General features: G+C 57.9%; 12 protein-coding genes. 6 read left to right on the top strand and 6 right to left on the bottom strand.

What is annotated here, in order from left to right:
• The first annotated feature begins 195 nt into the window (after positions 1–195).
• The gene (locus GVK32_RS00570; RefSeq protein WP_159864085.1) at positions 196–1,596 is read left to right on the top strand and encodes an MFS transporter; all 1,401 of its coding nucleotides are present in this window, start codon (positions 196–198) and stop codon (positions 1,594–1,596) included.
• A gap of 10 nt (positions 1,597–1,606) precedes the next feature.
• Positions 1,607–3,568, top strand: coding sequence for a glycoside hydrolase family 127 protein (locus GVK32_RS00565; protein ID WP_159864083.1), 1,962 nt, complete (start codon positions 1,607–1,609; stop codon positions 3,566–3,568).
• Between the two features lie 133 nt (positions 3,569–3,701).
• Here the strand turns inward: GVK32_RS00565 and selB are convergent, their stop codons facing one another.
• The 5 genes from selB to GVK32_RS00540 all read right to left on the bottom strand — a co-directional run bounded on the left by selB (position 3,702) and on the right by GVK32_RS00540 (position 9,232).
• Entirely contained in the window at positions 3,702–5,540 is a 1,839-nt protein-coding gene (gene selB, locus GVK32_RS00560; protein WP_159864081.1) for a selenocysteine-specific translation elongation factor, read from the bottom strand.
• On the bottom strand, positions 5,537–6,925 hold the full coding sequence (gene selA, locus GVK32_RS00555) for an L-seryl-tRNA(Sec) selenium transferase (protein ID WP_159864079.1): 1,389 nt from the start codon (positions 6,923–6,925) through the stop codon (positions 5,537–5,539). The genes selB and selA overlap by 4 nt, the downstream gene beginning before the upstream one ends.
• A gap of 106 nt (positions 6,926–7,031) precedes the next feature.
• Positions 7,032–7,640 carry a glutathione S-transferase gene (locus GVK32_RS00550; protein WP_159864077.1) on the bottom strand — a complete coding sequence of 203 codons (609 nt, stop codon included), beginning with the start codon at positions 7,638–7,640 and terminating at the stop codon, positions 7,032–7,034.
• A 90-nt stretch (positions 7,641–7,730) separates the two neighbouring features.
• Positions 7,731–8,867, bottom strand: coding sequence for an HlyD family secretion protein (locus GVK32_RS00545; protein WP_159864075.1), 1,137 nt, complete (start codon positions 8,865–8,867; stop codon positions 7,731–7,733).
• 2 nt (positions 8,868–8,869) lie between these two features.
• Positions 8,870–9,232: a DUF3302 domain-containing protein gene (locus tag GVK32_RS00540; RefSeq protein ID WP_041143190.1), complete on the bottom strand. Its 363-nt coding sequence runs from the start codon at positions 9,230–9,232 to the stop codon at positions 8,870–8,872.
• 663 nt (positions 9,233–9,895) lie between these two features.
• Between GVK32_RS00540 and GVK32_RS00535 the strand changes: the two genes are divergently transcribed.
• The 3 genes from GVK32_RS00535 (at position 9,896) to mtlR (ending at position 13,702) form a co-directional block, all read left to right on the top strand.
• Entirely contained in the window at positions 9,896–11,809 is a 1,914-nt protein-coding gene (locus tag GVK32_RS00535; RefSeq protein WP_159864073.1) for a PTS mannitol transporter subunit IICBA, read from the top strand.
• 148 nt (positions 11,810–11,957) lie between these two features.
• On the top strand, positions 11,958–13,106 hold the full coding sequence (mtlD, locus tag GVK32_RS00530) for a mannitol-1-phosphate 5-dehydrogenase (RefSeq protein ID WP_045853866.1): 1,149 nt from the start codon (positions 11,958–11,960) through the stop codon (positions 13,104–13,106).
• A complete protein-coding gene (gene mtlR, locus GVK32_RS00525) occupies positions 13,103–13,702 on the top strand; it encodes a mannitol operon repressor MtlR (RefSeq protein WP_083708723.1) in 600 nt (199 codons plus the stop codon). Before mtlD ends, mtlR begins: the two co-directional genes overlap by 4 nt.
• On the opposite strand, the gene GVK32_RS00520 is transcribed toward mtlR, so the two are convergent.
• The gene (locus GVK32_RS00520; RefSeq protein ID WP_041143194.1) at positions 13,691–13,915 is read right to left on the bottom strand and encodes a hypothetical protein; all 225 of its coding nucleotides are present in this window, start codon (positions 13,913–13,915) and stop codon (positions 13,691–13,693) included. The genes mtlR and GVK32_RS00520 overlap by 12 nt on opposite strands.
• Before the next feature lie 275 nt (positions 13,916–14,190).
• Here GVK32_RS00520 and GVK32_RS00515 point away from each other — a divergent pair, with 275 nt between their 5' ends.
• Positions 14,191–14,553: a YibL family ribosome-associated protein gene (locus GVK32_RS00515; RefSeq protein WP_123709583.1), complete on the top strand. Its 363-nt coding sequence runs from the start codon at positions 14,191–14,193 to the stop codon at positions 14,551–14,553.
• Positions 14,554–14,693 lie beyond the last annotated feature (140 nt).

Genomic DNA, 14,693 nt, shown 5'->3' with positions numbered 1-14,693 from the left:
ACGATAAGCAGGTGCAATGCCGGATCGAAATCACACTTTTATAATCAAGTCGGAATCGTCATCTTTTTATACTTTTTCCTTCCCTTGTTGGTCCTCATATTTAGTGCAGAATAAATAACGTACTTTGCAAATTACAAAATAAAAGCCCGCGACTCAGCGGGATATTTTTCCGAACACTCTCTCCGGGAGTTATTTATGACTTCGGCTCCGATTACGACAAGCGATTTGGCACAGCGTGCCCAGGACGACAAATTATCCCTCCGTGAAAAAATAGGCTACGGGCTGGGGGATGCGGGCGGAACGGTCATTACCTGCCTGATCATGAACTTTTTAACCTTTTTCTATACCGACGTCTTTGGGCTGACGCCCGCGCTGGTCGGGACCCTGTTTCTGGCCCTGCGCGTTTTCGACGCCATTTCAGATCCGATCATGGGCGCTCTGGCCGACCGCACCCAAAGCCGCTGGGGGCGCTTTCGCCCCTGGCAGCTGTGGATCGCCGTGCCTATCGGGATTATAGGCGTCCTGACGTTTACCGTACCCGATGCCAGCATGGGGGTAAAAATCGCCTGGGCATTCGGCACCTATCTGCTGCTCTCGGTGAGCTACACCGCGATTAACGTGCCGTACTGCGCGCTGATCAACACCATGACCACGCGTCACAGCGAGGTTATCTCGTGCCAGGCCTGGCGTTTTGTCCTGTGCGGCGTAGCGGGATTCCTGGTCTCCGTTGGGCTGCCGTGGCTGGTCACCGCGCTCGGTCAGGGCAACACGGCTCAGGGCTATCAGTATGGCGTCGGCGTACTTTGCGCTATTGCGGTGGTGATGTTCCTGTGCTGCTTCTTCTGGGTTCGCGAACGCGTCTCGCTGGACATGATGGGTAAATTTACCCTGCGTGAGCACATCGCCGGTCTGCGTAAAAATGACCAGCTGCTGCTGATGCTGGTGATGTCGTTCCTGCTGATCAACGTCTTTAATATCCGCGGCGGCGGCTACATGTACTTCATCACCTACGTCCTTGAAGGGTCCACCGGCTACACCTCACTGTTTTTCACCATGGTGACCTTCGCATCGATTTTCGGCTCCGTCATTATCAACCTGCTGTCGCGCCGCTTCGATACCGTCAGGCTCTACTACCACACCAACCTGGTGCTGGCCGCACTGGCCGTCGCGATGTGGTTTTTACCGACCGGCCCGGCGTACCAGACCCTGTGGCTGGGGATCATCCTCGGCAACGGCATTATTCTCGGCTTCACCCTGCCGCTGCACTTCTCGCTGATGGCCTTCTCTGACGACTACGGCGAATGGAAAACCGGCGTGCGTTCTTCCGGGATGAACTTTGCCTTCAACCTGTTCTTTATCAAGCTGGCGTGGGCCTCCAGCGCCGGAATTATCAGCCTGATCTTTATCTACGTGGCCTATCAGCCAGGTGCTGGCAACCAAACCGCCCTGTCGCTGTCCGGGATCTCCTCAATGGAAACCCTGCTGCCCGCTCTTTTCCATCTGCTGCTGGCCTTCTCGATCCGCGCCTGCAAGCTCAATAATCCTATGATGGCGCGCATTGCCACCGACCTGCGCACCCGTCACGTTCAGTCTTAAGGAGTCCGTAATGCCCGTAATGGAAGTCAATCTACACACGCTAAAAATCAGCGATCCGTTCCTTGGCCAGTACCAGCAGCTGGTCCGCGATGTGGTGATCCCCTACCAGTGGGATGCGCTCAATGACCGTATCGACGAGGCTGACCCAAGCCATGCGATAGAAAACTTCCGCATCGCCGCAGGGCTGCAGGAGGGGGAGTTTTACGGGATGGTATTTCAGGACAGCGACGTGGCGAAATGGCTGGAAGCGGTGGCCTGGTCGCTGTGCCAGAAGCCGGACGCCGAGCTGGAAAAAACCGCCGATGAGGTGATTGAACTGGTGGCCGCCGCCCAGTGTGAAGATGGCTATCTGAACACTTACTTCACGGTCAAAGCGCCAGCAGAGCGCTGGACTAACCTCGCCGAGTGCCACGAACTCTACTGCGCCGGGCACATGATTGAAGCGGGCGTGGCCTTCTTCCAGGCCACCGGGAAGCGTCGGCTGCTGGAGGTAGTTTGCCGCCTCGCCGACCATATCGACAGCGTGTTTGGCCCCGGCGAAAGCCAGCTGCACGGCTATCCCGGACACCCGGAGATCGAGCTGGCATTAATGCGCCTGTATGACGTGACTCAGGAGCCGCGCTACCTGGCGCTGGTGAACTACTTCGTCGAGGAGCGCGGAACGCAGCCGCATTTCTACGATATCGAATATGAAAAGCGCGGTAAAACCTCCTGGTGGAATACCTACGGCCCGGCGTGGATGGTGATGGATAAGCCCTACAGCCAGGCGCATCAGCCGATTGCCGAGCAGCCCGTCGCCATCGGCCACGCGGTGCGCTTTGTCTACCTGATGACCGGTGTCGCCCACCTCGCTCGCTTAAGTCACGACGAAGGTAAACGTCAGGACTGCCTGCGTCTGTGGAAAAATATGGTTCAGCGTCAGCTGTATATCACCGGCGGCATTGGCTCGCAGAGCAGCGGCGAGGCCTTTAGCAGCGACTACGACCTGCCAAACGATACGGTCTATGCCGAAAGCTGCGCCTCCATTGGCCTGATGATGTTTGCCCGCCGGATGCTGGAGATGGAAGCCGATAGCCAGTACGCCGACGTCATGGAGCGCGCATTGTATAATACGGTTCTGGGCGGCATGGCGCTGGATGGTAAGCACTTCTTCTACGTTAACCCGCTGGAAGTGCATCCCAAATCATTAAAATTCAATCATATCTATGACCACGTGAAGCCCGTTCGCCAGCGCTGGTTCGGCTGCGCCTGCTGCCCGCCGAACATCGCCCGCGTGCTCACCTCGCTGGGCCACTACATCTACACGCCGTATGACGACGCGCTGTATATCAACCTGTATGTCGGCAACAGCGCGGAGATCCCGGTGGGCGATGAGACGCTGCGTCTGCGTATCAGCGGCAACTATCCGTGGCAGGAGCAGGTGAAAATCACCATCGACTCCTCCACCCCGGTCAGCCATACCCTGGCGCTGCGTCTGCCGGACTGGTGCGACAAGCCGCAGATCACGCTCAACGATGTCCCGGTGGAGCAGGACGTGCGCAAAGGCTATCTGCACATTAGCCACCGCTGGCAGGAAGGCGACACGCTTCTGTTAACGCTGCCGATGCCGGTGCGCCGTGTTTACGGTAACCCGCTGGTGCGGCATCAGGCCGGCCAGGTCGCCGTCCAGCGCGGACCGCTGGTTTATTGCCTGGAGCAGGCGGATAACGGCGAGCAGTTGCATAACCTACAGCTGCCGCGTCACGCGCGGTTCAGCGCTTTTGAAGGCAAAGGGATTTTTGCTCACAAGACGCTTCTCCAGGCATCAGGCTATAAGCACACGGCGGAAGACGCCGAAAACCAGGCGCTGTGGAATTACGACCGTGCGCCGGCTGTGCGTCAGCCGCAGACCCTGACCTTTATTCCGTGGTTTAGCTGGGCCAACCGCGGCGAAGGGGAGATGCGCATCTGGGTGAAGGAGGCGGACGAATAAGCACGCCAGGCCGGCTCTCCCCCAGCAAAACCGTCCCCTGCTCAAGCTGCGCTTAGCGGGACGACAACCTGTCGCCATTCGCTCACCCGGACGGGCGCGTCACGCGCCTACTCCGGGAATTAGCCGATGACGCTCAAAGAAACAGCGCCTTATCGCGCAGAATATGATCGTTTCCGCGCCGGCGGGTGAAGCCAATACGGTCAAAATACTCGAGAATTTGGATCGCCAGCTTTCTGCCGACGTTCAGCTTATCGCGGAAATCAGCGGCGCAGGTCGATCCCCTTTCGAGATCCAGCTCGCGGATCAGCCCGGCGAATTCGATAATCCGATCGTTACGGTAATAGCGATCCTTAACGATCGCAGTAATCACGCCCTGCTGTGCCGCCTGGCGCAGCACCGCGCGCATTAAGGACTCTTCAACGCCGCTCTCTTTTGCCAGATCGCGCACCCACCAGGGCTCATCGGCAAACAGATCGACCACCCGTAGCCAGATGGCCTGCTGCTCATCGGTAAAGCCCGCCTTGTGCTCCGGCAGATGCAGCCAGCCGTGGTGGCTGTGGATAACCCCGCTTTCGCGCATCTGCTCAATCAGCAGCAGCACCAGCCCCTCGTCCTCCATCGGCAGGGCAATGCGCCGCAGGCGCTCGCGTCCCGTACCCGGCTCATCGCGATGCTGATCGTGATAGCGCGTCAGCGCGTCGATTAATTTGCTCTGCCAGCGCGCCGCCAGCGGGGCGCTTAGCAGGCTGCTACCCGCCTGCAGATAGCCGGGCTGGCCCATCAGCGCGGCCAGGCCGGTTTCGCTAAGCTGCCGGGCCCAGGCAAAATCATCGAGACGCACCGCATCACGCTGAAGATGCACCTCCAGCGCCAGGGCATCGTCGTCGGCGCTCGCCAGCGTATGCAGCCACTGCAGGTATTCCGGCTTACGCTTGCCGCGGCGCGGCGGATTGAGCGTCACCACTCTGGCGCCTGCCAGGGTACTGCGGGCGGAGATATCGCGCAGCACCAGGCGATCGTTATCCGCCAGCCACAACGGGCTATCGAGCACCAGCTCGGCCAGTTCCCCCTCCAGCAGCGACACGCGGCCGGTAATATGGCGGGCAGCATGATGGATATGTAACGACTGCCACTGGGTGAGCGGCGCGTGGCGCTGCAGTTCGACAATCACCCGCTCAGACGGTTCGGGAGGCGGAACCGACAGCAGCCAGTCGCCGCGGTTTAGCGCCTCTTTTTGCGCATCGCCGACGATATTGAGAGCAATGCGCTGGCCGGCCCACGCCTGCTCGACCGGCTGGTTCTGCGCATGCAGGCCGCGCACGCGCACGGGCTTATCGACGCCGGTAAGCCACAGCGTGTCGCCGACCTTCACTTCGCCGCTGAGCGCCGTACCGGTGACCACCAGCCCCGCGCCCTTAACGGTAAAGGCGCGGTCGATCGCCAGGCGAAAGCGCTGATGCTGCGGATGCCCGCGCTCAGAGAGCTGCAGCAGATGCTCACGCAGGGCGCTAATTCCGCGCCCGGACGGTACGGCGGTGACAAACAGCGCGGCGGGCGTAAAACCAAACTCCGCCAGCACCGCTTCTGCGTCGGCGCGCACCTCGTCCACGCGCTGCGCCTCCACGCGATCGGCCTTGGTTAGCGCAACGGTCAACGACGGTTTTCCCGTCAGCTGCAGGATCGCCAGATGCTCGCGGGTCTGCGCCATCACGCCATCGTCACAGGCCACCACCAGCAGCGCGTGGTCAATACCGCCCACCCCCGCCAGCATATTGGACAAAAACTTTTCGTGGCCCGGCACGTCAATAAAGCCCAGCACCCGGCCGTCAGGCTGCGGCCAGTAGGCGTAGCCCAGATCGATGGTCATCCCGCGGGATTTCTCTTCCGGCAGGCGATCGGCATTCACGCCGGTAATCGCCTGCAGCAGCGTGGTTTTACCGTGGTCAACGTGTCCGGCGGTGGCAATAATCATGGTAATAACATCTCCATAAACCTCGATTCATCTTCAAGGCAGCGCAAATCCAGCCACAGGCGGCCATCGCTAACTCGCCCAATCACCGGCACCGCCAGCGTCCGCCAGCGGGCTGCCAGCGCCTCCAGCCGGCTGCCCCGGCCATCGCGCGGAGTGAAGGTTAGCGCGGCGCCGGGCAAGCGGTCCACCGGCAGCGAGCCGCTGCCAATTTGCGACAGGCAGGGCTCTATCCGCACCTCAAAGTCAGCGTAGTGCGCGGCAAGCCGCGGCTGCAGGCGCGCCGCCTGAGCGTGGATGTCTTCGGCGCTGCGGGTCAGCAGGCGTAGCGTGGGCAGGCGCTCGGCGAGGGTTTCCGGATGCAGGTAGAGGCGTAGGGTAGCCTCCAGCGCCGCAAGGGTCATTTTATCGGCGCGCAGCGCTCGCTTGAGCGGGTGCTGCTGCAGGCGGGCAATCATCGCCTTTTCACCGACGATAATCCCCGCCTGCGGGCCCCCCAGCAGCTTGTCGCCGGAGAAGCTCACCAGGCTGACGCCGGCGGCAACCATCTCCTGCGGCATTGGCTCCTTCGGCAAGCCGTACTCGCTCAGGTCCACCAGCGAACCGCTGCCCAGATCGACCACCAGCGGAATATCCAGCTCGCGTCCCATCGCCGCCAGCTCCGCCTCATCCACAGTTTTAGTAAAGCCTTCAATGCTGTAGTTGCTGGTATGCACCTTCATCAGCAGGCCGGTATTCTCCCCCACGGCCTGGCGATAATCTTTCGCGTGGGTGCGGTTGGTGGTACCCACCTCGTGTAAAACGCAGCCCGCCTGACGCATCACGTCAGGGATGCGAAACGCGCCGCCAATCTCCACCAGCTCGCCGCGCGAGAGAATGACCTCTTTGCCGCTGGCCGTTGCCGCCAGCATCAGCAGCACCGCCGCCGCGTTGTTATTGACGATGCAGGCATCCTCCGCGCCGGTCAGGCGGCACAGCAGATCCGCCAGCGCGCGGTCACGGTGGCCGCGTCCGCCGTCGTCGAGGCTATATTCAAGAGTAACCGGCGCCCGCATCGCCTGCGTAACCGCCTCCACCGCAGCCTCGGCCTGAATCGCGCGGCCTAAATTGGTGTGCAGTACCGTTCCCGTCAGGTTGAAAACCGGACGCAGCGCGCTTTCCGTCGTTTGCGCCAGCCGCCGTTCGGCCTCCCGCGCCCAGTCGTCGCACCAGTCGGGCAGCGCCTGGCTTAGGCGAATATGCTGCCGCGCCTGCTCCAGCATCTGGCGCAGCAGGACGACAACCTGGGCATGGCCATATTGAGCCAGCACAGATGAAAAGGCGGGATCGCGGAGCAGACGGTCGGTGGCCGGAAGTTGGGTGTAAAGCGCACGAGTATCGGTTGTCATGAATGAGCCTGGCGATAGGTTATTTTCCCCCCTCCCGACGGGAGAGGGAGTCAACAATTGAGCGACAATTGTAACGCCTGCACGCGCAAACTGTTACCTGCCTGGGTCAAGTCCTTGGCGGTTCCGTGCGGGCAAAGCTGGCGCGCTGAAAGAGCGCCTCAACCAGCGCAATCAGCCGAGGCCTCGTCGCGCACCAGCCCGGCGCCACGCGGCGGAAGTTAAGATAGGCGATGGCGCAGGCGGCGGAGATCGCCGCCAGGTTAATCTCATCGCCGCGCAGGGTGCCGTCGGCCGCGTACCCCTCCAGCGCATCAAGGCCGCGAGCCACCTTCTCGCGCTGGCGCAGCAGCTCCGTTTCCGACTGCTGCGCCGGCGGACGCGCCTTTTCTCGCACCAGCGCCTGCGCCGCCTCCATCACGCCGTCAGCCAGCGCCTCCAGCTGGCGTATTTTCAGCGCCGCCTTCGGATCGCTCGGCAGCATATTCGGCATTACGCCGAGCAGTTCCAGATATTGTGCAATAATCGGCGAGTCAAACCAGCACTCACCGTCATCGGTGACCAGCGCCGGGACCTTGCCTAACGGATTATATTTTGCGACGCCGCTGGTCTCGCCGTAGGGGAATTCATTGACGAACTCGAAGGGAATATCTTTTTCCAGCAGTATGACGGAAATTTTGCGCACAAAGGGACTGGTGTAGCTGCCGATCAGTTTCATTGCCTGCTCCTTTCGCCAACAAAAGTCTAAGTATGGTTCAGGAGCAGGCAAAAGGCAGGGAGACTTCACGCCCGCCTGCCGGGACTCGCCTTAATGGTCCAGATAGAGATAGTGCATCCAGCTGGTCATACGCAGCAGGACTTTTCGCATCACCGAAACGTGGGTGAAATGGTCAGAATAGACCGCAACCTGAGCAAAAATACCGTCCGGGAGCGCCTCGACGTCGGCATTCGGATCGAGCTCAATCGTTGCCAGAACGCCATCGGAGCCCGGCGTCACCGTCAGCGACTGCAGCGCGCCCTGCGCCTGATAGCTGCCGCCGGGCACCACCGGTAAAATAGCGGTCAGTTTGCCGTGAAATACCTGCCCTGGCAGAGCGCTAAAGACCACCTCAGCGTCATCGCCGCTTTTCAGTCGCAGCAGCGAGTTTTGCCGGAACTGCGCCACGATCAGCCGCTTCTGTTCGGGGATAAACACCATCACCGGGCGCAGCGGTAGCGACGCCGCGTAGGTTCCGGGACGAATCAGCACCTGGGTGATATAGCCGTTGCTCGGCGCGCGAACAACGGTCTGATCGAGGTTATATTTTGCCTCGGTCAGCTGCGCCCGCAGGCTGACGACCTGCGACTGCTCTCCGCCGACCATACTGTCCAGCTGGCTTTGTATCTGCGCCTGTTCCGCCACCGAGCCTTTCACCATCGCATCCTGAGCGAGGTAGTTTTGGCGGGCGTTATCAATATCGCTTTCAGAAAACGGATTCACCCGCGCCTGGCTGCCTTTCAGGTAGCGCTGATAATCTTTGTATAGCCGGTCACGTTCTGCGGAAACGCGGATGGTATTGGCCTGCGCCTCCGAGAGCTGCGCCTTCAGGTTGGTAATACCGTGCAGCGCGGTCACCAGATCGGCCTGCAGCCTGTCCACCCTTGCCTGATAGCGCACGGGGTCGATAGTAAAGAGCACCTCGTCTTTACTTACCCGCTGGTTCGCTTTATCCGTCACGCTGCTGACCACGCCGGTAACCTGGGGTGTAATAGGGATAGAGATAACCGCCTTCTGCGCGGTGAAAGTATAGGGATGGTTGTAGTTCATTAATAAGATTAGCGCACTAACAATAAATATACCGCCAAGCGCTGCGGTGGGTACCGTCCATTTATTTACCGGGATTTTAAATATTTTAAATATTGACCAGGCGAGCGCCACGTACGTCAAAATAATCAGCAGATCCATGGTTATTTCTCCGGGGATCGGGCGGAAGAGTGGCGTTCAGCAACTCTTTTCTCAAGGTCGGCAATGCGCTGCTGGAGCTGCGCCAGGTCCTGTTCTTCTGTCGTTTCTGCAAGGCTTCCGTCCGGGCGATGCTGCATGCCCCAACCGCGCTCGGGCCGATAGAGCGTGGCCCAAATCCACAGAAATGGCCAAATAACGTGGAGGGTAAATAGGCTTACCCATCCGGCGACGTGAATAGCATCTGCATGTGGGTGGTTACGCTTCTTCGCGATCAGGTAAGGAATATCATGCAGGATGATGATTCCATAAAAGATGACCAGAAATACGAAGATCAGAACGCCCAGCGCAAAATAATTGAGAAACATATTTCCCTCGAATTTACGCTAATAAATTATATCAATGTGTATACTCTAAATAATTCAAGTTGCAGGACGGCGGCAAGGGAGTGAATCCCGATGAGCTTACACCAGTAAGTGATTCGGGTGAGCGAACGTAGCCAACACACATGCAACTTGAAGTATGACGAGTATAGACAGTCAAATAGAACCCTGACTGATGATTTAATCATAATTCACGCATCTCATTTTTACCATATGGCGCGAAAAATCGATCGCCAGCGCGATGCGGGTCGCCGTTACATTTCGACGGATGAAACGATGGGGAATCTGTCTGAGATCACAGGCGCTAAAAACAAGTCACGATATTTTGTGACTAACATCACATATAAACAATTATTCACAGATGCAAAATTGAGACCCTCGTCACATTAAGGCGCATTTTCGGCACCAAATTATCCCTCAGCCGCTTTTTTGCACAGCAATTATGTGACACACGTCACTATATACACCGCGCGATCGCCTATATTCACGTGACGCAGATCACACAAAGAGCCGATCACTGGACAGTTCTCCGATTCAGTGCCAGATTTCGCTTTATCAATCAGGGTCCGGCTTCCTCTGCCGCCACATTAACAACAAGCCTCAGGCTTTTAGCCTACGCGATAAGCAAAACAGAAAAAGGGGTGTTTTATGTCATCCGATATCAAGATCAAGGTGCAAAGCTTTGGTCGTTTCCTTAGCAATATGGTGATGCCAAATATCGGCGCGTTTATCGCGTGGGGTATCATCACCGCCCTATTCATTCCGACAGGATGGCTGCCAAGCGAAACGCTGGCGAAGCTGGTCGGCCCGATGATTACCTACCTGCTGCCGCTGCTGATCGGTTACACCGGCGGTAAGCTGATTGGCGGCGAGCGCGGCGGCGTGGTCGGCGCGATTACCACTATGGGCGTGATCGTCGGCGCGGATATGCCGATGTTCCTCGGCGCAATGATTGCCGGTCCGCTGGGCGGCTGGGCGATTAAGCATTTTGACAGCTGGGTAGACGGTAAGATTAAGTCCGGTTTCGAGATGCTGGTGAACAACTTCTCCGCCGGCATCATCGGGATGATCCTGGCGATTCTGGCGTTTCTCGGCATTGGCCCTGCGGTTGAAGTCCTGTCCAAAATACTGGCGGCGGGCGTTAACTTCATGGTGGTGCACGACATGCTGCCGCTGGCGTCTATCTTCGTAGAACCGGCGAAAATCCTGTTCCTCAATAACGCCATCAACCACGGTATCTTCTCGCCGCTGGGCATTCAGCAGTCCCACGAGCTGGGCAAATCAATCTTCTTCCTGATTGAAGCGAACCCGGGTCCGGGGATGGGCGTGCTGCTGGCGTACATGTTCTTTGGTCGCGGTAATGCCAAGCAGTCCGCGGGCGGCGCGGCAATCATCCACTTCCTCGGCGGTATTCACGAAATTTACTTCCCGTACGTGCTGATGAACCCGCGTCTGATCCTCGCCGTTATCCTCGGCGGTATGACCGGCGTGTTCACCCTGACTATCCTCAACGGTGGTCTGGTGTCTCCGGCTTCTCCGGGCTCCATCCTGGCGGTGCTGGCAATGACGCCGAAAGGTGCCTATTTTGCCAACATCGCGGCGATTGTTGCCGCTATGGCCGTCTCCTTCGTGGTCTCCGCCATTCTGCTGAAAACCAGCAAAGTGAAAGAAGAAGATGATATCGATGCGGCCACCCGCCGTATGCAGGATATGAAGTCAGCTTCCAAAGGCGCGGCGACGCCGCTGGCCGCCGGCGATGTTACTAACGACCTGAGCCACGTACGCAAAATCATCGTTGCCTGCGATGCCGGTATGGGTTCCAGCGCCATGGGTGCAGGCGTGCTGCGTAAGAAAGTACAGGATGCGGGACTGGGCAATATCTCCGTCACCAACTGTGCGATTAACAACCTGCCGCCTGACGTTGACCTGGTGATTACCCACCGCGACCTGACTGAGCGCGCCATGCGCCAGGTACCGCAGGCTCAGCATATTTCGCTGACCAACTTCCTCGACAGCGGCCTGTACACCAGCCTGACCGAACGCCTGGTCGCGGCGCAGCGTCATACCGATAACGAAGAGAAGGTTCGCGGCAGCCTGAAGGACAGCTTTGACGCTGCCGATACTCACCTGTTCAGGCTCGGGGCGGAAAATATCTTCCTCGGTCGTCACGCGGCGACCAAAGAAGAAGCCATTCTCTTTGCCGGTGAGCAGCTGGTTAAAGGCGGCTACGTTGAACCGGAATACGTGCAGGCGATGCTGGATCGCGAAAAGCTGACCTCCACCTATCTGGGTGAATCCATCGCGGTACCGCACGGCACTATCGAAGCGAAAGATCGCGTTCTGAAAACCGGCGTGGTGTTCTGTCAGTATCCGCAGGGCGTTCGTTTTGGCGAAGAGGAAGATGACATTGCCCGTCTGGTCATCGGCATCGCCGCCCGCAACAACGAACACATCCAGGTCATCACCAGCCTGACCAACGCGCTGGACGATGAGACGGTGATTGAGCGCCTGACGCATACCACCAGCGTAGAAGAAGTGCTGGCGCTGCTGAACAAAGCGTAGCCCCTTGCCCGGACGCGGCGCTGACGCCGGCGTCCGGGATAACGAGAAAGAGACAGGCCTCTCTCCGCATGCCGGAGAGAGGGTTAGGGTGAGGGAAAAGCCTCACCCCAGCCCTCTCAGGTAAAAACATTAATTGAAGGTTAATACTATGAAAGCATTACATTTTGGCGCAGGTAATATCGGGCGTGGCTTTATCGGTAAACTGCTGGCCGACGCGGGGATCACCTTAACATTTGCCGATGTGAATCAGGTCGTTCTGGATGCCCTTAACGCCCGTCATAGCTATCAGGTTCATGTGGTCGGCGAAAATGAGCAGGTGGATACCGTATCCGGCGTCAACGCCGTGAGCAGCATCGGCGATGAGGTCGTTGAGCTGATTGCCAGCGTTGACCTGGTCACCACCGCCGTCGGCCCGGTCGTGCTGGAGCGCATCGCCCCGGCCATCGCTAAAGGGCTGGTAAAGCGTAAGGCGCAGGGGATTGAAGCCCCGCTGAACATCATTGCCTGTGAAAATATGGTACGCGGAACCAGCCAGCTGAAGGGCCACGTCTTTAACGCGCTGGCCGAAGAGGACAAAGCCTGGGTTGAAGCCCACGTTGGCTTCGTCGATTCCGCCGTTGACCGTATTGTGCCGCCGTCCGCGTCCGCGACCCACGATCCGCTGGAAGTCACCGTGGAGACCTTCAGCGAATGGATTGTCGATAAAACCCAGTTTAAGGGCGCTCTACCCGCCATTCCGGGCATGGAGTTAACCGACAACCTGATGGCATTTGTCGAGCGTAAGCTATTCACCTTAAACACCGGACATGCTATAACCGCCTACCTCGGAAAACTGGCGGGTCACCAGACGATCCGCGACGCGATCCTCGATGAGAAAATTCGCGCCGTCGTCAAAGGGGCCATGGAAGAGAGCGGCGCGGTACTGATCAAACGCTACGGCTTTGATGCCCAGAAGCACGCCGCCTATATCCAGAAGATTCTTGGTCGTTTCGAGAACCCGTACTTGAAAGATGACGTTGAGCGCGTTGGCCGCCAGCCGCTGCGTAAACTCAGCGCGGGCGACCGCCTGATTAAGCCGCTGCTCGGCACGCTGGAATATGCTCTGCCGCACCGAAACCTGGTGCAGGGGATCGCCGCTGCGATGCATTTCCGCTGCGCTGAAGACCCGCAGGCGCAGGAGCTGGCAGCGCTGATTGCCGAGAAAGGCCCGCAGGCTGCGCTGGCACAGATTTCCGGTCTGGATGCCGCAAGCGACGTGGTGCTGGAGGCCGTTAACGACTATAACGCCATCAAATGAGGCACGAACAGGCGCGGCACGAACCGCGCCCACTACTACTCCTGTCAGATATGCAGGCAATAATGGAAGAAACACAGGCATTTGAAAACCGCGTGCTTGAGCGTCTGAATGCTGGCAAAACCGTACGAAGCTTCCTGATCGCCGCCGTCGAGCTACTCACTGAGGCGGTTAATATCCTGGTGCTTCAGGTATTCCGCAAAGATGATTACGCGGTGAAATACGCAGTGGAACCGTTGCTGGACGGCGACGGGCCGCTGGGCGACCTTTCCGTGCGCCTGAAGCTGATTTACGGCCTTGGGGTGATTAGTCGCGCCGAATACGAAGACGCCGAGCTGCTTATGGCCCTGCGCGAAGAGCTCAACCACGACGGCAACGAGTACGGTTTTACCGACGACGAGATCCTCGGGCCTTTTGGTGAGCTGCACTGCGTCAGCGCGCTGCCGCCTCTGCCGCTGTTTGATGAGAGCGATGAGGAACTGCTGGCAATGCAGAAGCTGCGCTACCAGCAGGTTGTACGCTCAACGATGATGCTGTCTCTGACCGAGCTGATTTCGAGAATCAGCTTAAAAAAAGCTTTTCAGAAACTAACGCTCTGACTCCCGCTCATGCTCATCGCAGGTTGGCCGATACAGCTGCCTGTAATACTCCAGACGACTGAGAAACAGCGCCTCTTTATTCTGCGGAATATCGCGCGGCACGTGCTGCAAGCGCGGGCATTTCTTCAGATACTCCATAAAAGCCTGGCTTGAAGCCATAAAATCAACCGTCTTATCGATAATATGCGGTACGCCGTCGCCAATTTTCGCCATTATACCCTCCTCTTCTTAAGGATACTCATATTAAGAATTAGCTAAAAAAAGGGTCGAGGTTAAGGAAAACGTGCTTATGTTTCGTCGAGCTTCACAGAATCGAAACTTAGCGCCATTTTATTAATAATACCTTTATTATTCAATTGACTATAATTTACCTTGCAGGATACTTCGCGGGAAAAAGCCGCGGGATTTCGATAAATAACTACCCACAACAGCACTCACAGCCCATACTATATGGCGTCGAACCCCCTTTATTAATAGATTAAATCACCATGAATGAAGTCGAAAAGAATGAAATCAAGCGTTTGAGCGACCGTCTCGACGCCATCCGTCATCAGCAGGCCGATATGTCGCTGGTTGAAGCTGCGGACAAATACGCCGAGCTGGACAAAGAAAAAGAGACCATTGAAGCGGAAATCGTGCGCCTGCGCGACGTTCAGGGCCAGAAGCTGAGCAAAGAAGCGCAAAAGCTGATGAGCCTGCCGCACCGCCGTGCGATCACCAAAAAAGAGCAGGCCGATATGGGTAAGCTGAAAAAAAGCGTTCGCGGCCTGGTTATCGTTCACCCGATGACCGCGCTGGGTCGCGAAATGAAGCTCACGGAAATGACCGGCTTCTCTAAAATCGCCTTCTGATCCCCCTTCCCTCTCCGCCAGGAGAGGGGATTTTCCATTCTCAAGACGCTTCCTCCTAACCTCGCCCTGATTGGCCCAACCAATTATTTCTTAAACCGTCAAATAGTTCACATATCCATCATTTTTCGTCACAACCATAT

Source organism: Klebsiella sp. 18074 (assembly GCF_902705905.1).
Taxonomy (GTDB): Bacteria; Pseudomonadota; Gammaproteobacteria; order Enterobacterales; family Enterobacteriaceae; genus Klebsiella; species Klebsiella terrigena.
This window is presented reverse-complemented; position numbering and strand designations above follow the sequence as displayed.